This is a genomic window from Pedobacter sp. UC225_65 (assembly GCF_042698365.1).
Classification (GTDB): Bacteria; Bacteroidota; Bacteroidia; order Sphingobacteriales; family Sphingobacteriaceae; genus Pedobacter.
In genome coordinates this window covers 678881-702246 of the sequence record NZ_CP170550.1, presented here as the reverse complement: position 1 = coordinate 702246, position 23366 = coordinate 678881, and the positions used below count along the sequence as shown (strand labels likewise).

Genomic DNA, 23366 nt, shown 5'->3' with positions numbered 1-23366 from the left:
TTTCAGCTGATTGCCATACTTTTTTGCATCTCGATCAGCTCGATAGCATCCACTTTTGGGTCTCCAAAACGTCCTTCAATATCTTCAAAGGCAATGGAATGACCAGTTGGCACATAACCATGGCGCTTATACCAATCGATCAATTCTTCCCTTATACTAATCACGGTCAAAGTAATCCTATCGCAACCATGAGCCAAGGCAAAGTCCTCGGCAAAAGACAATAGCGCCTTACCTATCCCTTTACTTTGAGAAAGCGGGGAAACCGCAAACATGCCCAGGTATAGTGCGGGCATCTTTATCTCCAAATAGACCGTACCCAAAATCTCTTCACCGCTGCCTGTATATTTGACAATCGTTCCCTCTCCCTGAGCTAGCATTCCTTTCAAGGTCATTTCATCGATTCGTAGCCCTCCCAGAATTTCCGCCTCGGTGGTCCATCCTTTTTTGGATTCCTCGCCACGATAGGCAGCATTGATGAGTACATTTAATTCCTTTGCATCTTGCTCGCTTGCGGTTGTTATCATTCTATACTAAATTAATGTGCAAAAATAAGCAAAGGAATTGGATGTATATCATATCAAACAAGGTAGTGTGCAAGCTATATTTCCTATATTGTGCTAACTATTTGAATTAAGCTAATGACAGCAAACCTAACAGCAGCTGAACCTGATTTCGAACTCTACTTTTTGAGTGAAAGGGCCATTACCATACAGTTTGGAGATTCAATTTGCAAGACAACTTTCGATAAACTTACCCAGTTAAACCGTCTCATTTACGAACGCCCATTTATTGGCTTAGAGACCACCTTAATGGCCTATACCACCCTGACGGTTTTTTATGAACCTTTTCGGTTATTATCTTCCGAACTTGAGGGAAAAACATGTCTGGAAAAGCTTTCAAATTACATCCATACCCTTTACCAGACGGTACCACATCGCACAAATGACGATGCCAAACTCATCGAAATCCCAGTTTGTTACCACCGGAGCTTTGGACTTGACTTGGAGGAAGTTGCCAGGCATGCTAAGTGCTCTACTGAACAAGTGATAGCCATGCACACTGAAGCTATTTATGCTGTTTACATGATCGGCTTTTTACCCGGCTTTGCTTACCTAGGCGGCATGAACAAGCAATTAGCGACCCCCAGAAAACCCAGTCCCCGTCTCAGCGTACCCGTTGGCTCGGTTGGGATTGGCGGAGAACAAACGGGCATCTATCCCCTAACTAGCCCGGGCGGATGGCAGCTTATAGGTCGGACGCCAATAACCATGTTCAATATTGAAAAAGACCAACCTTCACTCTTGCAACCCGGAAACAAAGTGGTCTTTAAACCCATAGCAATGGAAGAGTTTCATCATTTAGCGTCTACTTTTCCATGAAAATTACCATCATTAAGCCTGGTGCATTAACCAGCATACAAGATCAAGGCAGGTCAATGGGCAGGAAAGAGGGCGTACCCACTTCGGGCACAATGGACCAACTATCGGCGGCACTGGCCAATAGTGCTGTGGGTAATGACCGAGATTCGGCTGTTATCGAATTTACCTATGCCCATGCAAGTTTCAGGGCCGAAACTGATATCTTAATCGCCCATGCTGGATATGGCGCTGTTTTGGAAGTAAATGGAAAAGACATACCTCCCCGCAGACCCGTTTTTATTTTGGCAGGTACTGTAGTGAGCTTAAAAGCTAGTGAAGTTGGCGTACGAAGTTATCTTGCCATAGCAGGCGGATGGCAGGTGCCAGCCATATTAGGCAGCAAAAGTACCTACCTACCGGGCGGCTTTGGTGGATATCAGGGAAGATTGCTCAAAAAGGGTGATATGTTAGCGCATTGCCCAAAGCTGAGCGCCCCATCAAAAACGATCTTGGAAAAATTGAGTGGGGATCAACTGAACTTTCCATCATGGGGAATTGTATTCCCTAAATTTGCACTTAGCAAGCACATCAGGGTTGTGCCAGCACATGAATTCACTTGGTTCGATTCTACTTCCATCCTTTATTTTTTAAGTTTGCCCTTTGCTTTAAGCAATCAATCCGATCGTATGGGCTTGCGTTTTGACGGGCCAATAATGAACAGGCTACAGCAAAAAGAAATGCTGTCAACCGCAGTTACCATGGGCACCATCCAGGTAACTGGCTCGGGAGAGCTCATCATCTTGATGGCCGATGGCCAAACTACTGGTGGCTACCCACGAATAGCGCAGGTTGCTGCTATCGATTTACCGCAGTGTGCTCAACTTAGGCCAAACCAACAGGTATTTTTTAAGGAAATTAGTCAGGAAGTTGCTGAAAAGCTTTATCTTGAACAGGAGAATTATTTGAGGCAATTACAGGCAACCATAGTACATCAACTTTATAAGCAATGATAAAAAGTATCGACCTCAACTGTGACTTAGGGGAATCGGTTGCCGGCATTCCAATGCCAAACGATGCGCAGCTCATGGACTATGTTTCATCGGTTAACATTGCCTGTGGATTTCATGCTGGAGATGCTACAACCATGGCCGAAACGGTAAAGATTGCAGTAGCAAAACAGGTAAAAATTGGTGCCCATCCTAGTTTCCCCGATCTGCAGAATTTTGGACGCAAGGAAATGAACCTACCTGCAAAAGAGGTATACGACATTGTTCTTTATCAAATTGGGGCTTTAAGCGGATTTGTAAAAGCTGCAGGAACGAAATTGCACCATGTTAAGCCCCACGGGGCGCTCTATAATATGGCAGCAAAAGATAGCCAATTGGCAGAAGCAATTGCCCAAGCGGTATTCGATTTTGACCCTACCTTAATTTTATATGGCCTATCTGGAAGTAAAATGATAGATGCTGCGCGTCAGATTGGCCTTAGATCCGCCGCTGAAGTATTTGCAGACCGTACTTATCAAAATGATGGCACACTCACTCCACGCAATCAAGAGAACGCACTGATTACTGATAGTAAACTTGCACTTGCCAAGGTGCTCGCTATGGTAAGGGAACAGCAGGTAGTCACATTAGACCGTAAAAAAATCAATATTCAGGCACAAACTGTCTGTATCCATGGTGATGGGCCACATGCCATTGCATTTGCCAAAATGATTTTTGAATCTTTAACAGCCGATGGTATAACCTTAAACTTACCCTAAATGAAGAAAAAGTACAATTGGAGTGTACTCATTGGTGCTGCTTTTTTAATGGCATCATCGGCCATTGGACCAGGGTTTTTAACCCAGACCGCAGTTTTTACCGAGCAGTTGGGTGCGAGTTTTGCCTTTGTGGTACGTCTTGTCCATCATACTCGATGCCGTTGCACAGCTCAATATCTGGAGAATAATTGCGGTGGCCGATAAACCAGCACAAGATATCGCCAACAAGGTTTTTCCAGGCGCAGGGTACTTCCTTTCATTTTTGGTTTTTCTAGGTGGCTTAGCCTTCAATATAGGGAACATTGCGGGTGCCGGACTAGGGCTAAACGTGCTTTTTGGGATAAGTGTTGCCCAAGGTGCTATGATCAGTGCAATCATCGCAATCGGCATTTTTGTATACAGAGAAGCTGGCAAGGCCATGGATGCATTTGCCAAAACGATGGGGCTGTTAAAAATAGGGCTGGCATTATTTATCGCCTACGTGAGCGACCCTCCTATCATGGAAGCCGTGGTGAGGTCGGTAAACCCCACACAATTTAGTTTTAGTGCAGTGTTAACAATTGTTGGGGGTACTGTTGGTGGTTACATCACCTTTTCTGGCGCACATCGTTTGCTAGATGCCAGACAGACTGGGATTGCTAATCTTCCCGCCGTAAACAAAGGCGCACTCAGTGCCATTGGCCTCGCCTCTGTAATGCGACTGCTGCTCTTTATCGCTGCGCTAGGTGTAGTGAGTAAGGGCCATAGCTTAAACCCCGACAACCCAGCTGCCTCTGTTTTTCAATTGGCAAGCGGGCAATTTGGCTATAAGGTATTTGGTTTGGTGATTTGGGCGGCCGGAATTTCTTCAGTTGTAGGTTCAGCCTATACGTCTATCTCCTTTATCAAAAGCTTCCACGCCAATATCCTTAAGCACACAAGGATAATTACCATCCTATTTATCCTCATCTCCTGTGCCATATTTATTGCGATCGGCAAGCCGGTGCAAATTTTATTGGCCGTAGGTGCCATCAATGGTTTGATCCTCCCCTTGGCATTGGGCATGATGTTGGTTGCCGCCTACCGTTCAAACATCATATCAAGCTATAAACAACCTTTATGGCTTACCTTAACGGGAATAGGCGTGGTAGTTACGATGATCTGGATGGGCTATGGAACCATTATACAAATGTTTACGAATTAATTCAATGAAGATGAAATCTCTTACAGCCACCTTTATGGCCCTGCTCAATCTGCTCAGGTGCATTTGCACAAAAAATCGAAACGGGTGTATCCTTGGCGCTCGCTACCTTTCGCAGCGAGGTGGTCAGCAACATCCAATATCGGTTGGATTTTAATATTCCGGCAAACAAAGAGCAAGACATCGAATCATTGCTCCAGCTTGAATTCAATCTGAGTAAGCTGCCCGAAATCCTACAGTTGGATTTTAAAGAAGATAAAAGCAAGCTCAAAAGCTTATGGGTAAACGGACAAGAAACGCCCATTGTTTTTGAAAATGAGCATATCTTGTTAGCTGGCAAAAACCTTAAAAAGGGAGGAAATCTGATCAAGATTGCTTTTATTGCAGGAAACGGATCACTCAACAGAAATAAGGAGTACTTGTATGCCCTTTTTGTACCCGCTAACGCCCGAACAGCCTTTCCTTGTTTCGACCAGCCCGACCTAAAGGCCCGTTTTGAGTTGAGCCTTACCGTTCCCAAAGGCTGGAAGGTGCTTGCAAATGGCAAATTAAAGGATTCCCTTGTGCAAAACAGCACTGTCAAGTACCAGTTTACCAATTCAGACAAGACTCTACCTACCTGTTCTCTTTCTGCACCGGAAAATTTGATCAGGCAAAAAGGATGGGCAAACAGCCCATGGAGCTGCTTTACCGTGAAACCGATCCACAAAAAATAAAGTCGAGCGTCGACTCCATCTTCAAATTACATACTGATGCGCTCAGCTTTTTGACCAATTGGACAGCCATCCCCTATCCTTTCCAGAAAATCGGGTTTGCAGCTATTCCTGATTTCCAATTTGGCGGTATGGAGCATCCCGGGGCGGTGTTGTACAAGTCATCTTCGCTATTTCTGGATGATGGCGCGATCAAAGACCAATACATCTCAAGGGCCAATCTGATTTCGCATGAAACTGCGCACATGTGGTTTGGCGACCTGGTCACCATGAAATGGTTCAATGATGTATGGATGAAGGAGGTGTTTGCAAATTTTATGGCAGATAAAGTTGCCGAAAAAATGATGGGCAATCAGGCCTTTGACCTCAAATTTCTTCAAGACCATTTTCCAGCCGCTTATGGTGTAGACCGAACACTTGGTGCCAATCCGATCAGACAGCAACTCAACAACCTGCAAGATGCCGGCTCTATGTACGGTAATATCATCTACCATAAAGCGCCAATCATGATGCGCCAATTGGAAGCCCTTATGGGCCCAGTAGGCTTTCAAAAAGGCATACGGGAATACTTGGCTACATACGCCAATAAAAATGCAACCTGGCCAGACTTGATTACGATTTTGAGCAAGCATACTGCTGCCGATCTTTATGCATGGAACAAGGTTTGGGTTAATCTTCCAGGCAGGCCCATCTTCAGTTATGATGTAAAATATCAGGGCAATCGGATAACCAATTTTAGCATTAGCCAATGCCCAGAGCAGGGCGAATTGAGGCTCTGGCCACAGGTATTTACCTTGAAACTGGTTTATCCAAATCGCACAACAACGGTAAAGGTGAACATGAAAGGCGTAAAACTTGACCTACCAAACTTAAAAGGGACAGAAAAGCCACGCTATTATCTCTTTAATGCTAACGGAATGGGATATGGGCTTTTCCCGATAGATAAGGAAATGCTCGGTGCTGTTAACCTCATAAGCGGACCGGTAGAGCGGGCTTCGGTATATATCAACCTCTATGAAAACACCCTTGCAGGCAATTACCTAAAGCCTAGGGAAGCCATAGATTTCTACGTTAAAATGTTAGGTCTTGAAAAGAACGAACTAAATTTAAAGCTGCTTACAGGCTATTTATCAAACCTTTACTGGAATTTCATTAAGGAGGAAGACAGAAATGCAATCCACCAGGAACTCGAAAAATCGATATGGACCATCATGGGCCAGCAACGCGAGGCGAATGGTAAGAAAATCCTATTCAATGCCTATCAGAACGTTTATTTAAGCGAGCAGGCATCGAAACGCATAATCGAAATATGGGAAAAGAAGACGCCACCTGAAGGGATAAAGCTTACTGAAGATGATTATATTTCCCTAGCGGTTTCCATTGCGCTAAGGGCAAACGCTCCAACAACGGTTATCGCCCAGCAAATGGAAAGGACGCTCAATAACGACCGTAAGGAGCGGCTTGCCTTCCTGGCGCCGTCATTAGCTACTGATGCGGCAGAAAGAACGGCCTTTTTCTACAGTTTAAGGTCGAAAACAAACCGGAAAAAAGAGGCTTGGGTAGGCTCCGGTCTCTCTTACTTGCACCATCCATTGCGCCAGCGCCAATCGCAGGCCTACCTTGAAGAAAGTCTACTATTGCTGGAAGAAATTAAACAGACTGGTGATATCTTCTTTCCTCAAAGTTGGCTTGCTGCTGTTTTTGGATCCTATCAATCGGAGTATTCCTATCAGGTTGTTCAAAATTTCTTAAAAGCACATCCAAATTATAATCCCATGTTAAAGGATAAAATCTTACAAGCAACAGACAACCTTCGGAGGGCTCAAAAGTTGGTGCAATAACCCTCCTTGATAAGATTCATGTTTATTTTATTTCAATTTTTATCTTTAATGACAACTCCATGAGTAAGTGGCGGTGGATAAACGACTAGTTGAACTTTGTTAGTTCTATACTTTCTGTTTGGCAGCACCTCGGTGATGTAAAGATCATAATCCTTACTAAAGTCCTTTCCTGAAAAGCTTATCTTTTCAAGTAGGCTTTTCCAACTACTATACTTGAAATTGGGCTTAATATCAGTTACTGGTTCTTTCGGCACATTTTTACCGAAACGATAGGTAAAATCAACATACTTGTCGTAAGGCGGAATACATTTACAATAGAATGTAAACTGATATTCAACTGGGGTCAGCAATCCAATTTTAATAAACCTGCTTTCCTTCGGCATACCAATTGTATCAACCAAAAAATAGATCTTGGGATTGCTGCTGCTACTTTGCGCAGATGCCTTACTAACAATAAAGCAAAAGAACAACAAAACTATTGGAATAAAATGTTTTCTTTTCATAGCTTTTTAATTTACAATTAATTATGGAAATGTTACTAAAATATTTCAATAACAAAGACGTACCAAATGAAATCAAATAGCAATTATTCAGATTAGGCAAACCACTACAATTGACCCCGATTCGTAAAATACTAATCATAAGAGATTTATTAACAATTTTAAAACTGTCGATGTGGGGTCAACAAAATTGGTTTGTCCAATGGGCAGAACGTAAATGAAAATTTAATTACTTATTCTGATTTCTACATCAAAATAAAACTTACTTGCAAAACTGTAAAGCTCTTCCAGCGAGAAGATTTTCGGTGTTTTTCCTTCAGAAATTTTAGGTAGGATAAGTCTTCTTTCGGCTCTATCATCCGGTTTTGCTGAGCTTGTATCTTGACTGCCCCAAACGGGCGATTTATATGTGCCCATATTCCATTTTACATCATTAACCTGGACCAGATCAGGCTTGTTATCCTCGGGATAGTCCATCATAAATTGAAATGCAGGTCTCGGGAGTTTAGGATTCCTGTTAACTAACACTTGTATGTTGGTGAGGTCAAGCAGGCTTACCACGCCTTTAACGACAAACTGCCTTTTAATGATTAGTTTATAAAGTTTATCATCCTTTACCTTAATGCGAACCTCTAGTTTCTCTCCCTTTTCCAGCATTTTGTAGTTATAGAGGTTTAGAACTGTACTGTCTTTCCTAAAGAAATAACTATTGCTCGTTTTATCAATTACCTTTTTATCGACAAGATATATTTCATGCACGATAGGTGAAGCCAGGTAGCTGCCCGCAACATCGTCTTGGCTCAGTATTGCATCAATAGATATGTCTCTAACCCACAATAATTGCGGGAACTCAAGATTGGAGGTATAAACCACCGACAAAGTGGAATCTTTATCATTAAATTTCGCATATACACTCAATGGCGTATGGAGGACCTGCGACTGTTGACTGTAGCTTTTAATCCCCAGCGCTAAAAATAGGGCTAACAATAACCCTATTCTGGACATTCGTCTTTGCTTTTTTTCCATTTCTTAATCAATTTCCAATTTTTGTTTGCCTCGGCTTCAATACTGCTAACCCAACTCTCAAATGTGGGATTCCCATGTGTAAAAGGAAGCCCTTTGACGAAGCTGTACATATGTCCGAGCAGTTCATGGGCCGTAACATATGCTAACCTTCTTGGGCTGCTGGCGGCACCTTTATCGATATATATATTACCTTCGGTCGAACTACCCGTAACGGGAAGGCCAGGCTCGACTGGTAGAACACCTGGAACAACGGTTACTCCTTCAAGGGATCTGTTCATCTGTAAGGTATCTGAAACCTCCTCCATCGGGATGTCTAGTTGTCAAACCGAACCATTTAGATTTCAACCAGATATTGATATCGATAGTTGGCTCCTGTGCAAGCCAAATCAGTACGTTATATATATTTGATTGAGGCATATTAACTACGGAACCCGCACTTGCCAAAAGCGTTTTATCAAGGGCTCCATTTGCACCAAACTTGATAAACGAATGATATTCAGGAGGGAGTATGTTCTTCAATGCATCCTGGGCTAGCTCCTGCCTGATTCTAATAGTATCCACGAAATCTGGTGCTTCGACATCCTCACATGGTAACGCAAGGTCATTGTTAAGACTATAAGGGTCTGGTGAGCTACCTGTCCCACCAGGTCCTCCACTCGTATTAGAGCAGACTCTATACGTCCACCTGATACTGGCTTCCCACTCGCAGTAAACATCAGGGCCAACTGGATAACAGGTAGCATTATAATCCCACATGGTATAATAAGTGCAGTCTCCATCTCCTGGTAATGCATAGTTCATTACCTTGTTCTGGCTCGATGATGCACTTCCTATTTTTCTTAGCTCAAGTTCTGAAACAGCAACAAGAGGGCCAACCTTTTGTCCTTTAAGGTAACGATCGCCACCAATGAATACACCTTCCGGTTTGTGGTAGAGTACTAATCCCGAAAATGAAGATGTGTATTTCTTGTAACTATTCTTCAATAGGTCATCGGGTTTATCCTTTAAATAGGACTGGTCGGCAACCAACGTCATAAGGAAAGAAGCCTTTTCTCCTTTTTCATTTTTGGTTACAATAAGTGTTGTTATAGACTTGTTTGCCAAGTCTGGATTATCAGAACCAATCACATAGCCTTTGTTCTTGTTGGTCAAGGGCACTTCGATTACATTTCCCTGGTCATTCATTGACACCTTGGCTTTGTCCCAAGCATAAGCAAGGTCTTTATTGTTAAATTCACTGAAACTCATCTGGTCGATTGGGATAGTGACCCTTTCTTTTTGTGCCATGTACCCTTTGGCTTCTTCAACGGTTAATGATTGTTTGGCATCACTAATCTGATGGAGTTCCTTTCTACAGGCATAAAGCAGAATAATAGGAAGAGCAGTAAATAAAAGTACGCGCATCAAATGATGCTTGCGCATTTTTTCTTGTTTCATAGAAGTTAATTTAGAAAATATTTAGTTAGTATGCTAAAAGTATATTAACCTTAACTATGAATCAAGTTTATTGTACCAAATGACTTCATATAAGTATTAAATGCCTTCTATAGTATATATTATCTTAAATAGGAATTGCAGATTTCAATTATCTTATATCATATTTTCAGAAAATATTAACAAATTGATAGATAAAAAACAGTAATTAAAACAAAATAAATCTCAATAAAAGTCAATTAACTAATTGATTTATAAACAATAAGAAAACAAATGAAACTATCGGAAATATAAATTACTTTCCGATGCATTAATTGGAGCTAACTCACTGACAATCAGACACAAAAACAAAAGTCCAATCTAGAGACAAAGCGAAACATACTAAAACGCTGATAATCAGATATTTTCACTTAATTTCCGACTACATGTTTTATAATGTTAAAGAACTGATAATGAGATTTTTAAAGTATTTTATACCTTTTCAAATTCTCAAATCGCTTATACAAATATAATTATTTGCAATTTAAAAGCATAAAAAAAGAAGATTTTTTACTGACCGATCAAGCAGACTTTATTTATCACTACTCTTGTTCTTTTTATTATATTTATTACAAATTCATATCTAACTGATATATTGCAAGTTAAATATAATTTATAAATGAAATTTTAATCACTTTTCTTGCATATTATTGTTTTATTCCCGTACTTTGTATGTAAAGAAAAACTGTCACAGTTAAGGGAACTCAAAAAGCACCTCAAAAAGGGAAATGTCTATCGCAGGGCAGATCTTGAAAAATGGACTGGCTCAGTTGACAGGCTGCTTGCTGCCCTTGTTAAAGAGGGAACACTTCAGAAACTTTCCACCGGGGTCTACCACTATCCAAAAGAATCAGTATTTGGAAAAATACCTGCCGAAGAACAAGAACTCGTGCGCACTTTTTTGAAAGACGATAGATTTCTTTTGACCTCACTTAACAGTTACAATTCTTTAGGAGTTGGCACCACACAACTCTACAACAAAAAATTGGTATACAACCACAAGCGCCATGGTGAATTCAAACTGGGTAATAAAATGTTTGATTTCCAAATGCGACACCACTTCCCTACCAAACTAACTACAGAGTTTTTAGTTGTAGATCTTGTAAACAATCTGGACAAACTTGCCGAGGATATTCTCGAAGTATTAAAAAAACTACAGACTAAGGTGAAGCAGATGGACCAGCATAAATTAAAGACATCTCTTGAAGCTTATGGTAACACTAGGGCAAAACGTCTTCTTTCTCCCATGATCAATTAAAAAAGAGAATGGCCACCGATTACTTGCACAACCATAAACAATTTCCCGACCTACTCAATATCATTGCAGAAGAGATGGGAATTCAACCAGGCTTAGTATAAAAAGACTACTGGATCATGCATGTACTTTACGGTTTGAAAAAACAAGGTTTGAAAAAGCCAAATGAGACAACCTGTCACTAATTGACAGTAAAAAAATTCTGAATGTTCAATATTTTTATATTTACCACTTTCAGGAATGATTGGCACGGTCAATGTGTAACTTATTGCTATTGAGCAATCAAGCTAACCAAATAAATTTTTATGAAGGCAGAACACAAATCTTTCTACAACGATGTATTAAAAGAATTAGAAACAGGATCATTAGCAATTTTTGCAGGTGCTGGTCTTTCAGTTGGTGCAGGCCATGTGAATTGGAAGCAACTTTTGAAGGAAATAACTGAGGACCTGGGTCTAGATTATAATTCAGAAACCGATTTAATCGCAATTGCCCAGTACAATACCAATAAAATTGGAAATCGGAGCGTGATCAATCGTAAGATCATTGATGAATTTAACAAGGACATAGAGGAAACGGAGAATCACAAAATATTAGCAAGGCTTCCAATCTACTCTTATTGGACCACGAACTATGATAACCTTATCGAAAGGTCTTTGGAAAAAGCCTTCAGAGTACCAGATGTAAAACACAGCATCAAACAGCTTCCCTATCCAAAACCGAAGCGTGACGCTGTAGTATATAAAATGCACGGAGATGCTACCATGCCACAGGAGGCAGTTATCACCAAAGATGATTATGAAAGATATGCTACGGATAAAGCACCTTTTTTAACCACATTAAACAGCGAACTCATCTCTAAGCTATTTGTTTTTATAGGATTTAGCTTTACAGATCCCAATTTAGATTATGTACTGAGCAGAGTACGAATACATCTAAGGGAAGCTCAACGCCATCACTGGCACTTCGTACGTAAGGTGAGCAAGGATGACTACGAGGCAGACAAGATGGCACAATTCGAATATGATCAAAAAAAACAAATGCTTTTTGTTGAAGATTTGAAAAGATTTGGGCTTCAGCCAGTTTTTGTGGAAACGCACCAAGAGATAACTGACATCTTAAAAGAAATAGAAGAGGCATTCAAAAGAAAGACTGTTTTCATTTCTGGAAGTGCTGAAGACTACACCCATTGGAACAGCTTAGACGGTCAGGGATTTATTCATCAACTAAGTGCTAAACTAGTTGAGAAAGGAATGAAAATTGTCAATGGTTTTGGCTGGGGCGTAGGTAGTGCAGTAATTAATGGTGCACTCTCCAAAATCTACGAGCATCCAAATAAGTACAGCAAAGATCAACTGATCATCAAACCGTTTCCTCAATTTCCAACTGGAGAGAAAACATTGCAGGTACTGTGGGAAGAATACAGACAGGATATGATTGGGTATGCTGGAATTTTCCTGGTAATATTTGGCAATAAAAAGGATCCAAACGAACCTGCTAAATTGGTCGATGCCAATGGGGTGTATCGGGAATTTGAAATTGCAAAATCAAAAGGCCTATTGGTAATTCCAATCGGATCGACCGGGTGGGTCGCAGAAAAAATCCACAGTGAACTTAAAGCGCAAAATTTTGGACTCGAAAAAGGCAGCAAGTTGATTCCCCTATTTGAAGAACTTGGATTCTGAAAAGGATGCCAGTGAGCTCATAAAAAAGGTCGTAACAATCATTGAAACATTAAATGCTTAAATTGTAAAACACTATTAACAAAATAAAAACTATGGCAAGAAAAGTATTTTTTAGCTTCCATTACGACAATGACGTTTGGAGGGCAAACCAAGTGAGAAACAGTTGGGTCACCAAACCTGATAGGCAGACCGCCGGCTTCATGGACCATGCCGACTTTGAGCAGCTCAAAAGACGTGGGGATGCGGCCGTAAAGTCATGGATTGACGATCAACTTTTTGGCTCTACTGTAACCGTTGTATTAATTGGATCCGAAACCCTACAAAGGCCATTTGTAAAATACGAGCTCCAGAAAAGCTTGGACAGAGGAAATGCAATTATCGGAATTTTCATTGGTAAGGTTAAAAATGCCTCTGGATTCACCACAACACGGTGTAGCACCGATGTGGTAATCGGAAATAAAAATGGTTCCCCTGTCAATTTCAAGAATCTCCCAATTTATGACTGGGTGGATAATGATGGTTATGCCAACCTTGGCAAATGGGTAGAAGATGCAGCAAATTCACAGAGATGATACCCATTAAAAGACAATAAAAAAGTAGGCATCATATTTCAAACTGACGAAAATGGAAACAAAACATCTTTCACAAAACGCACTGCAAAAGATCTATACTAGTGAGGTGAAGAAAATTGGATTGGAAGGGTTAGAAGGTCTTAAGAGTGAAAAAAGAAGCAGAATACAGGGACCACAATCAAGTTCAATATTCCTTTGCCATAGCCACCTAGATAAAACAATAGTCAATAAGATGCTGCTATTGTTCAATAAGCTCAACGTCGATCTTTATATCGACTGGATGGATGATTCTATGCCAGAACTTACAGATAGAACTACAGCGAGTATCATCAAGGAAAAGATAGACAGCTCTAGCAAGTTTATATTTCTGGCAACCTATAATGCATTAAGATCAAAATGGTGCAACTGGGAGCTTGGATTGGCCTATTCAAGTAAAGGAGAAAAGGATTTTGCAATATTACCCATCGAATCCAAAAATGGAAATTGGTCTGGAAATGAATATCTGCAACTCTACCCAGAAATGCAGATGAATATCATTGACGAACAAGATGTGGATACTGGAAACATCAAGATAAATTTTTATAATCAGAATACCATTGATTTTGAGAACTGGATAAATAGCTAATATATGTACCGAGCATTCAACCTAAAAATAAATCATACAGATAGCGCAGATTATAAAACTGGCCAGCTGCTTATCAATTTGCAATCCATTTCAATTAAAAAGACTTTAGACACTTTGTTGGCGAGCAATGGCACGATAGATGGCAAATTTCTTGAATCCGTTTGGTTTCCGCAGGTTGAAGCAGATGTATTTATAAGCCACTCGCATGCTGACAAAGATCTCGCCATTGCATTAGCAGGTTGGCTCAAAAATAAACTTGAACTTAATGCCTTTGTAGATTCAACCATCTGGGGATATGCAAATGAATTACTTCTGGAGATAGACAAAACATATTGCACCCAAAATGGACCTAACAATTACAATTATGCCAAACGCAATATATCTACTTCGCATGTTCATGTCATGCTGTGTGCGGCAATAACAAAAATGATGGATAGGGCCGAGTGCTTGATGTTCTTAGACACTCCGAATTCAATTTCCACCGAAAATGTTATGGATTCACATGAAACAAATTCGCCTTGGATTTATTACGAACTAGGAATGGCAGGCCTAATACAAAAATCCAAAGCCATTCACCCTAGAAGAAAAGACCTTTCTAAGTCCAGAAAATATTCCAGCGTGACAGAAGCGCTTGAGTCCGCACCTGAACTAAGGATTGCTTATCCTGTCAGCTTTGATGACATGACAATGCTAAACACAAATGATTTGGAAAGGTGGCACCGTTTATATGAACAGCAAATTCCAAAGCAAGACCCTCTAGATGCATTATATAGTTTGTTCTAGCAATAAAATTGGAAGCAAATCATTTTGAAGGGCATCATCTCCTCGGTACGTCAGCGTCGACGTCATCGATCCGTTTGTTCACCAAATCTTGGCCTGATATAGTTAAAAAATTCGATTACATCTGCTTGAGCCTTGTATTCGATTTCTATACAACCATGTAAAGCAATGTTCAGCCTCGTGCGCACAGCATCCAGCTGGCTTCTTATCCGCTCTAGCGGTGGCAAAGTTTAACAAATTCTCTGGTTCCGTGCGAAAACTAACTTCAAGTAAGATTTACAGTGACATTATATTTTTCTTTATTGTCCCTGATTTCAATCGCTGTATCAATAAAAGAACTATAATTATTACCGTACATAAAAACGTTCCAACGCACCGTTTTGATGAACGAAAATTCTCCTTCATGGATAACAAGACCGTTGCAGTCTCGAAGTGTAGGTTGTTTAAGATTAAACATATTCTTGCCTAGAATACCAAAGATCTTGTTATAGTGGTGAGTGACACAATTGCATGCAGAATTCTCTGTATAATACCAATCATAAGAGCCATTTCTGTCAGGCAGCACCACACCGAGTACCCCGTTCATCCTGCTTGTTGAACTTTCCCTCTGGACAGTGCGCAAGGAATAGGATATTTCCCAAGGTATCCACTGGTCATTTTCTATTTCTCCAGGAGAAACCATGCCCTGAGAAATCATGACAATGGTAAGGCTGCTCTGAAAGATCTTTTCTTTAGAGAGGACTCAATGGTCGAATTGGCAAAATCTTCTAGACTCTCACCATCTTTTTCTCCGAGATTGATATTTTGCCTTCCAACAAGATCTTGCAACTTATCCACGTAATCCCTGACCCTGGTGTGTCTCGGTGTCCTTATGGTACCCAATATGGTTTGGTTAAGATCGAACATATCCAAGTCTGGTACATTTTCATCCGCATATTTATACGATACAAATATTTTTCTTGCCATATTATAATTTTTCAATTAAAAATTTTTGGAAAATGGACATATAGCCATAATCCTTTTCAAATCTTAAATTTTTATTTTTGTCATCAATTAACCCATCGTAAATAATCTTGACAGCACCTCCAGTGCTCGCAAGCGGGATAATTAGAGCATTTGGAAATCGCTCCACAAACATTTTATACTCGTCAACTACCCCAGCCATGCCACCAATAAATACCCCTGCGGAAAATTCATTTTCACTGAACATCTGATTTCTGAGAACCTCAATGCTTTTGCTCTTGTCACCAAGGTTTTCGGTCAGCACGATATCTTCAAACATCTCATTTTCCTGAAGAAATTCGTTCTCAAAAAACCTGGATTGGTAAAGTTTTACGTGTTCCTGAATATTTATTTTTCGCTTCTGCATTACATAGTTGATCAGAGGGGTAATGGATGGATGTCCTCCCCAGATGAGCCTATGTTCAGAAAGCGTAGTCGTTGTCAATGCAACAACTGATTCACGTATAGCGACGATATCAGCTGTAGCAAAATACCCTTCGTCAGAATCGGGCAATGGTATACTTGCCGAAAGAAAAATGTTTTTCATGCTCCTTTTAACCATTCATCAAACTGTTGTTTTTTTAATGTTTTTATGTCCTTCTTGAAATTATCATTCAACCAATCTAGGTGTTCTATCCACTTATCCCGAATTCTCAGGTCGTCGTAAATCAACCTAATGGAAACTTTGGGCTTTCCGTAGAATTCCTTTTTAAGCTCTGCAGACTGGCAACTTGTCGATTGGGGGATTCCTACCGTTGGGATATAAACGATACGTTGATCGCCCCTGTCTTCTGTTAGAAATTTTTCCGGTTGTACCGTTACAACACGCCCATATTTTTCTGCCGTATTACGAAAATCGGTGATTAGACTATCCTGCCTGGCAGCCAGGTTTCTTGCCCTGACCGATTCGACCTGTTGTAGGATCTGTTCTATAATCTCGTCAAGCAGATGCGAATGGTCTCCATCTTCAAACTTTTCATCAATAAAATCTAACCTATCCAGTTTTATCGGATAACTTATATGTGAGGACAAGTCAATGTCAGAAAGATTGTGGTTCGGCCATACCAACTGGACGAGACCGATTTGTTTGGCTGAGGCTTCAGCAAATTCTTCTTTGCACCATCTGCTCTCCAAAAAACCAACCGTATTCAATAACAGGATTACGTCGCAGTCGGTCATTCTGTGCCAGAGTTCTTCCTGAAATTTTTCTCCCTTAGCAATTGAATGCGTATCCAGGAACGTATCGAAACCATGTGATTCCAGTGCCTCAAACAACTGTATCGCTACCGACCTTGACTCTTTCCTTTTGTAGCTGATAAAAACCTTTCTTGTAGACCTCAGAAGTTCGAAGGCTTCTAAAATCACATCCACGATCCTGTCTGTTTCATTTTCATTGTACTTGATCGCATTTTGATTTCGGAGCTCATCTGGAATATCAGTTTCAACTTCATTAAAGTAGATCGGCAAAACCATCGTACCGTCCTTAATCAACTTTGAAACGATCTCAATATCTTGGGAACTTTTACAATCTGTAGCAAAATAGATGCAGAATGTGGGCTGGTTGCCCAAATATTCTTCTTCAAAAGCTTCAGGCTCTATAATTCTGACCACTTCGGTCTGCAAGCCCAATTCACCTACCTTTGTATGTAGAAGATCAATTATCTGCTCCTCCAATTTATTTTTCACCCCGAGAATAAGCAACTGATACCTATATTTCATTTGGATACTCATTTTATTATGTGATGCGTTAAATTTCTGAGAATTTGCTGCGTTTGCAACGCTTTGTTATGGTTTTGAGCCGCTCATCCATCTAGAATAGGACACATATTCGGTAAGGCTTTTATGTACCCACAAACTGGTACCGGTCTGGACAACATAGTTGTATATACCCAAAAATTCAGTTCCCTTATAGGAGTTCGTGGAGCTCTGTTCCACAATTGGCAAAACGGTAGCTGTTTCTTTCAACGCATCAAAAAAACCCAGTTCCCAAGGCATCCATTTCGAAAGAAGCCCATTGTTGCTAAAAGCATAGATGAGAGATCTACTTTGGCGCATTCTCCGTTGTAGAAGTAGTGCGGTCTCCTTGGTAACATTGGCACGATCCAAGCTCGGGTCATCAATCCAGTCTACGTACACCGAATAACCCATATCCTCGAGCACGAGCTTAAGTCCCTTAACTTCTACAGCATCTTTTGAACTATGGGATAAAAATATATCATAGGTTTTAAGAGCACTATCATTTTTCTGCGAAGAAAGATTGGAGAACAATCTAGTTTCAACGAGCTGGGCTCGTGTTTGGGTAGTGAACCTACCCTCAATCCCACTTTTCTGGATTTCATTGAAGGCACGCTCCTTTAGGAGGGCTGTTGTAAAGAGAGACATTATATTAGCTTTCTTTAAAGGTAGTTTTATTCGCCATAAAAACAAAACCTTTAGTATGGACTAATGTAAATCCCTGGTTTGTCCGGCCCTCCAAATCTGAACAGGCGTAATCCCCTTGTAGGTCACAAAATATGTCGCGAGGTTAGCCCCGAAGAAAACCCAAGTTCAAACCCAATTGCATTGACCTCCATATCACTCCCTAACAGCAGATACTCCACCTGCGAGATGGTCCTATCCATCACCACCCCATAACAGTTCTTCCCCGAAAACCACTCTTCCCTGCAAAGCCGACCTCTCCTTAAGCTAATAAGTATTGGTTATAATCTATTTTATCAATTGCTTGTTTTATTGAAATTGGTGGTTGGTATACCATATTTTGTGAGAGTTATTAATTTATTTATGGTACTTCTTAAAATTCTCTGCCTGCTCGAAGATCTCTTTGTAAACTTCATCCCTATCAATAGGAGGATAATCGTTTTCTGCTAAAAGTATAATTAAATCCACTTTCAATTCAGCTTTTATATCATCTCTTTTACTCCAATCTGTGTATTTGGCTTTATCATCTACAACCTCCTTTACTTCTTGTGCAAGGTGTATGAGTTTGTCTTCAGGATAAACAAAATCATATTTAATAGCCAATGCTTTTAGAATATCGTAGAATGCCTTTTCTTCGAAATCAATCCCAAGGTCTTTGAAAGAATCTTTTTCTTTTTTCAAAGCATAGTACAAGTCGATGATTTCATCTGTAAACTCTTCTAAAACTTCACTCCTCAGTACGTCATTCTCTTTACGTTCATTGTACTTATCAACTATAAACTGTAATCTTTTTGAAAAATCAATTCCAGTAATTTTGTTTATTCTTTTGATGTCATCAATTGCTTTTCCTAACAGTTTTTGAAGTAATTTGATTTTAGTATTCGGCAATTTGATTTTGTCAATCTTTGCCATATAATCATCAGAGAATATATCTATTTCCGTTTCCTTATCATCTCCTAATTTAAATATCTCTTCAACACCTTCGCTTTCTATGGCATCTTGTAACAGCTGACGAACTTTATTATTCATCTGTGCTGCATCAGGAGCAACACCTTTGGTTAGTTTGTATATAATCGCTCTTACTGCTAAGTAGAAATGAATGTGGTCTCTTTCAGCGTCATTAAATACGCCGCTACCAGAACATATATCATATGCCGATTTTAATCGCTTTACGATATACATAAAACGCTTTTCGAGTTCTTGTGTAAGTTGCACAAACTCAGCAGATTCATTCAAGCACCTTAGCTGTTCTACCGGTAAACCGTGAAAATATTTTGAAGAGTCGAATTTATGGAACAACTTATTTAATAGATCTAATTGGTCTTTTACAACAACAATTGATTGTTCTATATCTTCAATATTTTGAGCATCAGCTTTTCCGTATTGGGCTAATGCTAAATTCAATTGCTTTTTAATACCAATATAATCAACAACTAGACCTTTGTTTTTGCCTTCAAACTTTCTATTCACTCTAGAAATAGTTTGTATAAGGTTATGCCGTTGGATAGGCTTGTAGATATACATGGTATCCAAGAAAGGCACATCGAAACCTGTTAGCCACATGTCTACTACAATAGCTATTTTAAAATTAGATTTCTCATTTTTAAACTGGCGGTCAAGTTCTTTTCTGTCTTCCTTCGTACCTAGTAACTTATACAAATCGGCATCGTCATCCTTTCCCCTAGTCATTACCATTTTTAGGCATTCTATTGGCTTAATTTCTTTTTGCTCTTTTTCCGACAGTTCTACACCATCAGCAGCAATTTTCACTTCTCCCCACTCTGGTCTTAGCGATAATATATTTTTATAGAGTTCATAAGCAATTGGTCTACTACTGCAAACAAACATTGCTTTTCCTTTTACCGTTGCACCTTCTACAACTCTATTTTCGTAGTGAGTGATAAAATCATGTGCTATGTTTTTTATGACTTGTGGATCCGCCGAGAATGACATCCATTTTTGCCATTGTTTTTTTGCTTTCCTCTATTTGATTTTCATTACTACCTTCTTCAGCACATTGCGCATAGTAAGCTTCAATTTCTTCTAGCTTATGGTTATTAAGCAAAACTTTTGCTGCTCTTCCTTCATAAACTATTCTAACCGTAATTTCATCCTCAACCGATTCGGTCATAGTATAGGCATCAACAATTTCGCCAAAAACATCAATCGTCGCATCAATTGGTGTTCCTGTAAAACCTACATAAGTGGCATTTGGCAATGAATCATGCAGATATTTCGCGAAACCATAGGTTTTTGTAACGCCTTTTTCATTTATGCTGATCTTTTGATCAAGATTTGTCTGACTTCTATGTGCTTCATCAGAAATACAAATCACATTGTTACGATCTGTCAAGAGCTTAGTATCTTCCGTAAATTTATGAATGGTAGTTAAAAATACTCCGCCGCTATTCCTTCCTTGTAATAGTTCCCTTAGGTTACTTCTACTTTCTACGCTAATTACTGTTTCATCACCAATAAAGCCTTTGGCATTGGTAAATTGTCCTGATAGTTGATCATCTAAATCAGTTCTGTCGGTAATTAAGATAATTGTCGGGCTACCGAAATAGGTACTTTTCATCAGCATTCTGCTTAGAAACAGCATGGTATAACTTTTACCGCAACCAGTAGTTCCAAAGTAAGTTCCACCTTTACCATCTCCATTAGGTCGTTGATGTAGCTTTATATTTTCGAACAGTTTTACAGTTGCATAATATTGTGGGTAGCGACAAACAATCTTTTCGTTTTTCTTTGAGCTATCTGGCAGGTAAATAAAGTTGCGAATGATATCCCTTAGCCTTGTCCTATTGAACATACCCTGTATCAAAGTAAACATAGCATCAATGCCATCCACTTCAGTTTTCATCCCCTCAATTTTTCTCCAGGCATAGAAGAATTCGTAAGGTGCAAAGAATGAACCCGATTTGCTATTTGCGCCGTCGCTAATAACACAGAATGCATTATATTTAAATAATTCGGGAATATCTCTTTTGTAGCGTACCGTAAGCTGTTCGTAGGCATTGTGTATGGTGGTATCTTCTTTAATAGCCGATTTAAATTCGAATACCACCAATGGCAAACCGTTAATATATAAGATTAGATCAGGGATGCGCAACTCATAGCCTCTAATGCCTAATTGGTTTACAATTTTATAAGTGTTTAGATCTGCACTTGAGTAATCGATTAGTTGGATATAAATGTCTTTTTTAAGTCTGTCTTCTCGTTTCAACAAAAATCCATCTGATACCATTTTCATAAAAGCTTTATTGCTCTCGTATAAATCTGAAGATGGTAATCGATCTAAATCTCTAATTATTGATTCGATCTCATTTTCAGTAATTTCTTCGTGTTGATATTGCTGGCTCAAATAAGCTCTTAGATCGTCATCAATTAAAACTTTATCACTAATGATATGTCCATAGGTTACAATTGGTTCTTCAAGAACATTGGCAGCGGTTTGGCGCACCACGTTACCTACCTGATGAACCATTTGTTCATCTTCCAGCAATGCTATAAAAACTTGCTCTAATTGTGCCTCGTTAAACTTCATTGTTAAAGTCGTTTTGGATTGTTTGTATGCGTGCTAACAACTCCTCCCAACCCAAACTGGCACCAACAATCATATTTTCTTGCATCACTTTATAATCCGCTTCCCATTTTTTTATAATTTCTTGCGGAGGTAAAATACTTAGCTTTCCCTTTTTGTGATTTGAATAATCTAACCCTCTTAAGGGTGTCACCGTTTTCCTATGTTCAACAATCGTTTCAAAAAGCTCATCGTCGGCAATTGCCCTGTCACCATATTCAGATTGTTTAATTTTATCTAGATCATAAAAATGTCTCGTTAATCTGTCTGTTCTTATTTTATCAACTGGTTTAGCAAATTCTTCGTGCAGTAAAAGCACTTTTTCTATAAACGTTCGCGTGGGTACCACCACTTGCACGGTAAAGGGTGGTTCCGCAAATTCCAAATCTTTATATTGTTCATCTACAAAAGATACAATAGGCTTTTGTTCAGATGGCTCAGTTAATGATCTAGCGCCCATTTCTAACAGCACACGTTGTTGAATATAGGCATTGCTTACCGGAATTAACGACTGATAATAAATTTCTAAAGTGTTAGGATCGCTAGTATCATCTACATGATCGTTATATTTAATTTCATACAAATCAGCAGTAATTCCTAGTTGCCCCAATTGAACAATCAATTCTTCTCTAAACTCATTAATGATAAAGCCACCAGAAGCTTTTCTTAATTTTTTAATTTGAGCATTAGATTTTAATTCATCAAAGCCCAGTAAATGACGGTCAATTATTAAATCAATATCTTCTGAGAAACGATCTATTAGTTGATAGGCTTTACTTAAGGAAGTACCGCCTTTAAATATGATTGAATCAGCGTATTTTGATTGAAAAATAGCTTTTAGGATGATGCAAACCCACCAATCTTTTTCGATTACAAAAGCTGGCAAACCTTTTTCATTAGCAGTTTGCTCAAGCATCGTAAGTCTTTGATTCTTATTAAGTTTAATCCACATAGCCTGATTGGTAAATATGATGAATTGCTTTCTGGATCCAAACGGGAGCATACTTCAGCTGGGTTTCGATCATTTGTCGATCTACTTTTAAAACTGAAGGTTTTATACGCTCCAAAAAACTAACTGTTATTTCTTGTTGTCCCGTTTCTTTAAAGGCTTGCACAATTAAATGTAACAGTTCATCTTTAATTGCAAAACTCTTGGGTGCTGTACGCTTAAACTTAATGGTTCGATTGCCTATTTTAATATCTCTTTGCGAACCATCTGTTAAGTATACTGCTTTTAATGGCACTTGCGTAGTTAAGCCTAATACATACAAAGCCATTACTCCTGTAGGTGCAATACGGGCCTTATCTCGTTTGGCAATTGCTGTAGCAATTTCTTCAATACCAGGATAGATGTCACCTAATAAGGGGTCTTGCTTAGGTTTTAAATAAATGCCCTGTGATAACCTATTTAGTAAGCCATCTTTCTCCATACGAAACAACGTCAACCTAATATTTTCAGGAGAACCATATTTCATAAAATCTTCAGCGAAAAATATTTCGCCACGAGAAGACTTTAAAACCTTTGTTTCTATTTGATTTTTAGATGATTGCATGCTATTTTAGACCTACTAAACGTAACAAATTTAGTAA

The 23366-nt window shown here is 39.4% G+C and carries 25 protein-coding genes; 12 read left to right on the top strand and 13 right to left on the bottom strand.

What is annotated here, in order from left to right:
• Positions 1-2 precede the first annotated feature (2 nt).
• Complete coding sequence (locus ACFJIZ_RS03670; RefSeq protein ID WP_379090742.1) at positions 3-524, bottom strand: GNAT family N-acetyltransferase; 522 nt, start codon at positions 522-524, stop codon at positions 3-5.
• A gap of 114 nt (positions 525-638) precedes the next feature.
• On the opposite strand from ACFJIZ_RS03670, the gene pxpB reads away from it, so the two are divergent.
• The 7 genes from pxpB to ACFJIZ_RS03635 all read left to right on the top strand — a co-directional run bounded on the left by pxpB (position 639) and on the right by ACFJIZ_RS03635 (position 6857).
• A complete protein-coding gene (pxpB, locus tag ACFJIZ_RS03665) occupies positions 639-1379 on the top strand; it encodes a 5-oxoprolinase subunit PxpB (RefSeq protein WP_379090740.1) in 741 nt (246 codons plus the stop codon).
• Positions 1376-2368: a biotin-dependent carboxyltransferase family protein gene (locus ACFJIZ_RS03660; protein WP_379090739.1), complete on the top strand. Its 993-nt coding sequence runs from the start codon at positions 1376-1378 to the stop codon at positions 2366-2368. The genes pxpB and ACFJIZ_RS03660 overlap by 4 nt, the downstream gene beginning before the upstream one ends.
• Positions 2365-3123 (top strand): 5-oxoprolinase subunit PxpA, encoded by a 759-nt coding sequence (pxpA, locus tag ACFJIZ_RS03655; RefSeq protein ID WP_379090738.1) that lies wholly within the window; start codon positions 2365-2367, stop codon positions 3121-3123. The genes ACFJIZ_RS03660 and pxpA overlap by 4 nt, the downstream gene beginning before the upstream one ends.
• The gene (locus ACFJIZ_RS03650) at positions 3124-3327 is read left to right on the top strand and encodes a hypothetical protein (protein ID WP_379090737.1); all 204 of its coding nucleotides are present in this window, start codon (positions 3124-3126) and stop codon (positions 3325-3327) included. It abuts the gene before it with no gap.
• Complete coding sequence (locus ACFJIZ_RS03645; RefSeq protein ID WP_379090736.1) at positions 3263-4306, top strand: NRAMP family divalent metal transporter; 1044 nt, start codon at positions 3263-3265, stop codon at positions 4304-4306. The genes ACFJIZ_RS03650 and ACFJIZ_RS03645 overlap by 65 nt, the downstream gene beginning before the upstream one ends.
• A 92-nt stretch (positions 4307-4398) precedes the next feature.
• Complete coding sequence (locus tag ACFJIZ_RS03640; protein WP_379090735.1) at positions 4399-5019, top strand: hypothetical protein; 621 nt, start codon at positions 4399-4401, stop codon at positions 5017-5019.
• Positions 4965-6857 carry a M1 family aminopeptidase gene (locus ACFJIZ_RS03635; RefSeq protein WP_379090734.1) on the top strand — a complete coding sequence of 631 codons (1893 nt, stop codon included), beginning with the start codon at positions 4965-4967 and terminating at the stop codon, positions 6855-6857. Before ACFJIZ_RS03640 ends, ACFJIZ_RS03635 begins: the two co-directional genes overlap by 55 nt.
• A 32-nt stretch (positions 6858-6889) precedes the next feature.
• Here ACFJIZ_RS03635 and ACFJIZ_RS03630 read toward each other — a convergent pair whose 3' ends face one another.
• From ACFJIZ_RS03630 to ACFJIZ_RS03615, 4 genes are all read right to left on the bottom strand, one after another.
• Positions 6890-7360 carry a hypothetical protein gene (locus tag ACFJIZ_RS03630; RefSeq protein ID WP_379090733.1) on the bottom strand — a complete coding sequence of 157 codons (471 nt, stop codon included), beginning with the start codon at positions 7358-7360 and terminating at the stop codon, positions 6890-6892.
• A gap of 222 nt (positions 7361-7582) precedes the next feature.
• Positions 7583-8383, bottom strand: a complete 801-nt coding sequence (locus ACFJIZ_RS03625) for a hypothetical protein (protein ID WP_379090732.1) — start codon at positions 8381-8383, stop codon at positions 7583-7585.
• Positions 8350-8661 carry a hypothetical protein gene (locus tag ACFJIZ_RS03620; RefSeq protein WP_379090731.1) on the bottom strand — a complete coding sequence of 104 codons (312 nt, stop codon included), beginning with the start codon at positions 8659-8661 and terminating at the stop codon, positions 8350-8352. Before ACFJIZ_RS03620 ends, ACFJIZ_RS03625 begins: the two co-directional genes overlap by 34 nt.
• Positions 8645-9820, bottom strand: a complete 1176-nt coding sequence (locus ACFJIZ_RS03615; protein ID WP_379090730.1) for a hypothetical protein — start codon at positions 9818-9820, stop codon at positions 8645-8647. Before ACFJIZ_RS03615 ends, ACFJIZ_RS03620 begins: the two co-directional genes overlap by 17 nt.
• Before the next feature lie 676 nt (positions 9821-10496).
• On the opposite strand from ACFJIZ_RS03615, the gene ACFJIZ_RS03610 reads away from it, so the two are divergent.
• The 5 genes from ACFJIZ_RS03610 to ACFJIZ_RS03590 all read left to right on the top strand — a co-directional run bounded on the left by ACFJIZ_RS03610 (position 10497) and on the right by ACFJIZ_RS03590 (position 14776).
• Positions 10497-11114: a DUF6088 family protein gene (locus ACFJIZ_RS03610; protein WP_379090729.1), complete on the top strand. Its 618-nt coding sequence runs from the start codon at positions 10497-10499 to the stop codon at positions 11112-11114.
• A gap of 302 nt (positions 11115-11416) precedes the next feature.
• Positions 11417-12796 carry an SIR2 family protein gene (locus ACFJIZ_RS03605; protein ID WP_379090728.1) on the top strand — a complete coding sequence of 460 codons (1380 nt, stop codon included), beginning with the start codon at positions 11417-11419 and terminating at the stop codon, positions 12794-12796.
• 92 nt (positions 12797-12888) lie between these two features.
• Entirely contained in the window at positions 12889-13368 is a 480-nt protein-coding gene (locus ACFJIZ_RS03600; protein WP_379090727.1) for a TIR domain-containing protein, read from the top strand.
• A 52-nt stretch (positions 13369-13420) separates the two neighbouring features.
• Complete coding sequence (locus tag ACFJIZ_RS03595; RefSeq protein WP_379090725.1) at positions 13421-13993, top strand: TIR domain-containing protein; 573 nt, start codon at positions 13421-13423, stop codon at positions 13991-13993.
• Positions 13994-13996: 3 nt separating this feature from the next.
• On the top strand, positions 13997-14776 hold the full coding sequence (locus tag ACFJIZ_RS03590) for a hypothetical protein (protein ID WP_379090724.1): 780 nt from the start codon (positions 13997-13999) through the stop codon (positions 14774-14776).
• Between the two features lie 262 nt (positions 14777-15038).
• On the opposite strand, the gene ACFJIZ_RS03585 is transcribed toward ACFJIZ_RS03590, so the two are convergent.
• The 8 genes from ACFJIZ_RS03585 to ACFJIZ_RS03550 all read right to left on the bottom strand — a co-directional run bounded on the left by ACFJIZ_RS03585 (position 15039) and on the right by ACFJIZ_RS03550 (position 23329).
• Positions 15039-15470, bottom strand: a complete 432-nt coding sequence (locus tag ACFJIZ_RS03585; protein ID WP_379090723.1) for a hypothetical protein — start codon at positions 15468-15470, stop codon at positions 15039-15041.
• Between the two features lie 270 nt (positions 15471-15740).
• Complete coding sequence (locus tag ACFJIZ_RS03580) at positions 15741-16322, bottom strand: hypothetical protein (RefSeq protein ID WP_379090721.1); 582 nt, start codon at positions 16320-16322, stop codon at positions 15741-15743.
• Positions 16319-17494: a toll/interleukin-1 receptor domain-containing protein gene (locus tag ACFJIZ_RS03575; RefSeq protein WP_379090719.1), complete on the bottom strand. Its 1176-nt coding sequence runs from the start codon at positions 17492-17494 to the stop codon at positions 16319-16321. The genes ACFJIZ_RS03580 and ACFJIZ_RS03575 overlap by 4 nt, the downstream gene beginning before the upstream one ends.
• A gap of 66 nt (positions 17495-17560) precedes the next feature.
• Entirely contained in the window at positions 17561-18157 is a 597-nt protein-coding gene (locus ACFJIZ_RS03570; protein WP_379090717.1) for a toll/interleukin-1 receptor domain-containing protein, read from the bottom strand.
• 393 nt (positions 18158-18550) lie between these two features.
• The gene (locus tag ACFJIZ_RS03565) at positions 18551-20146 is read right to left on the bottom strand and encodes a type I restriction enzyme endonuclease domain-containing protein (protein ID WP_379090715.1); all 1596 of its coding nucleotides are present in this window, start codon (positions 20144-20146) and stop codon (positions 18551-18553) included.
• Positions 20100-21740 (bottom strand): type I restriction endonuclease subunit R, encoded by a 1641-nt coding sequence (locus tag ACFJIZ_RS03560; protein ID WP_379090713.1) that lies wholly within the window; start codon positions 21738-21740, stop codon positions 20100-20102. The genes ACFJIZ_RS03565 and ACFJIZ_RS03560 overlap by 47 nt, the downstream gene beginning before the upstream one ends.
• Entirely contained in the window at positions 21730-22728 is a 999-nt protein-coding gene (locus ACFJIZ_RS03555; RefSeq protein ID WP_379090711.1) for a nucleotidyl transferase AbiEii/AbiGii toxin family protein, read from the bottom strand. The genes ACFJIZ_RS03560 and ACFJIZ_RS03555 overlap by 11 nt, the downstream gene beginning before the upstream one ends.
• Positions 22718-23329, bottom strand: a complete 612-nt coding sequence (locus ACFJIZ_RS03550) for a DUF6088 family protein (RefSeq protein ID WP_379090709.1) — start codon at positions 23327-23329, stop codon at positions 22718-22720. Before ACFJIZ_RS03550 ends, ACFJIZ_RS03555 begins: the two co-directional genes overlap by 11 nt.
• Positions 23330-23366 lie beyond the last annotated feature (37 nt).

Coding starts and splice junctions, on each gene's coding strand:
- ACFJIZ_RS03670 (WP_379090742.1), bottom strand. CDS start 524: ATGATAACAACCGCAAGCGAGCAAGATGCAAAGGAATTAAATGTACTC.
- pxpB (WP_379090740.1), top strand. CDS start 639: ATGACAGCAAACCTAACAGCAGCTGAACCTGATTTCGAACTCTACTTT.
- ACFJIZ_RS03660 (WP_379090739.1), top strand. CDS start 1,376: ATGAAAATTACCATCATTAAGCCTGGTGCATTAACCAGCATACAAGAT.
- pxpA (WP_379090738.1), top strand. CDS start 2,365: ATGATAAAAAGTATCGACCTCAACTGTGACTTAGGGGAATCGGTTGCC.
- ACFJIZ_RS03650 (WP_379090737.1), top strand. CDS start 3,124: ATGAAGAAAAAGTACAATTGGAGTGTACTCATTGGTGCTGCTTTTTTA.
- ACFJIZ_RS03635 (WP_379090734.1), top strand. CDS start 4,965: ATGGGCAAACAGCCCATGGAGCTGCTTTACCGTGAAACCGATCCACAA.
- ACFJIZ_RS03630 (WP_379090733.1), bottom strand. CDS start 7,360: ATGAAAAGAAAACATTTTATTCCAATAGTTTTGTTGTTCTTTTGCTTT.
- ACFJIZ_RS03625 (WP_379090732.1), bottom strand. CDS start 8,383: ATGGAAAAAAAGCAAAGACGAATGTCCAGAATAGGGTTATTGTTAGCC.
- ACFJIZ_RS03620 (WP_379090731.1), bottom strand. CDS start 8,661: ATGAACAGATCCCTTGAAGGAGTAACCGTTGTTCCAGGTGTTCTACCA.
- ACFJIZ_RS03615 (WP_379090730.1), bottom strand. CDS start 9,820: ATGAAACAAGAAAAAATGCGCAAGCATCATTTGATGCGCGTACTTTTA.
- ACFJIZ_RS03605 (WP_379090728.1), top strand. CDS start 11,417: ATGAAGGCAGAACACAAATCTTTCTACAACGATGTATTAAAAGAATTA.
- ACFJIZ_RS03600 (WP_379090727.1), top strand. CDS start 12,889: ATGGCAAGAAAAGTATTTTTTAGCTTCCATTACGACAATGACGTTTGG.
- ACFJIZ_RS03595 (WP_379090725.1), top strand. CDS start 13,421: ATGGAAACAAAACATCTTTCACAAAACGCACTGCAAAAGATCTATACT.
- ACFJIZ_RS03590 (WP_379090724.1), top strand. CDS start 13,997: ATGTACCGAGCATTCAACCTAAAAATAAATCATACAGATAGCGCAGAT.
- ACFJIZ_RS03585 (WP_379090723.1), bottom strand. CDS start 15,470: ATGATTTCTCAGGGCATGGTTTCTCCTGGAGAAATAGAAAATGACCAG.
- ACFJIZ_RS03580 (WP_379090721.1), bottom strand. CDS start 16,322: ATGAAAAACATTTTTCTTTCGGCAAGTATACCATTGCCCGATTCTGAC.
- ACFJIZ_RS03575 (WP_379090719.1), bottom strand. CDS start 17,494: ATGAAATATAGGTATCAGTTGCTTATTCTCGGGGTGAAAAATAAATTG.
- ACFJIZ_RS03570 (WP_379090717.1), bottom strand. CDS start 18,157: ATGTCTCTCTTTACAACAGCCCTCCTAAAGGAGCGTGCCTTCAATGAA.
- ACFJIZ_RS03565 (WP_379090715.1), bottom strand. CDS start 20,146: ATGTCATTCTCGGCGGATCCACAAGTCATAAAAAACATAGCACATGAT.
- ACFJIZ_RS03560 (WP_379090713.1), bottom strand. CDS start 21,740: ATGAAGTTTAACGAGGCACAATTAGAGCAAGTTTTTATAGCATTGCTG.
- ACFJIZ_RS03555 (WP_379090711.1), bottom strand. CDS start 22,728: ATGTGGATTAAACTTAATAAGAATCAAAGACTTACGATGCTTGAGCAA.
- ACFJIZ_RS03550 (WP_379090709.1), bottom strand. CDS start 23,329: ATGCAATCATCTAAAAATCAAATAGAAACAAAGGTTTTAAAGTCTTCT.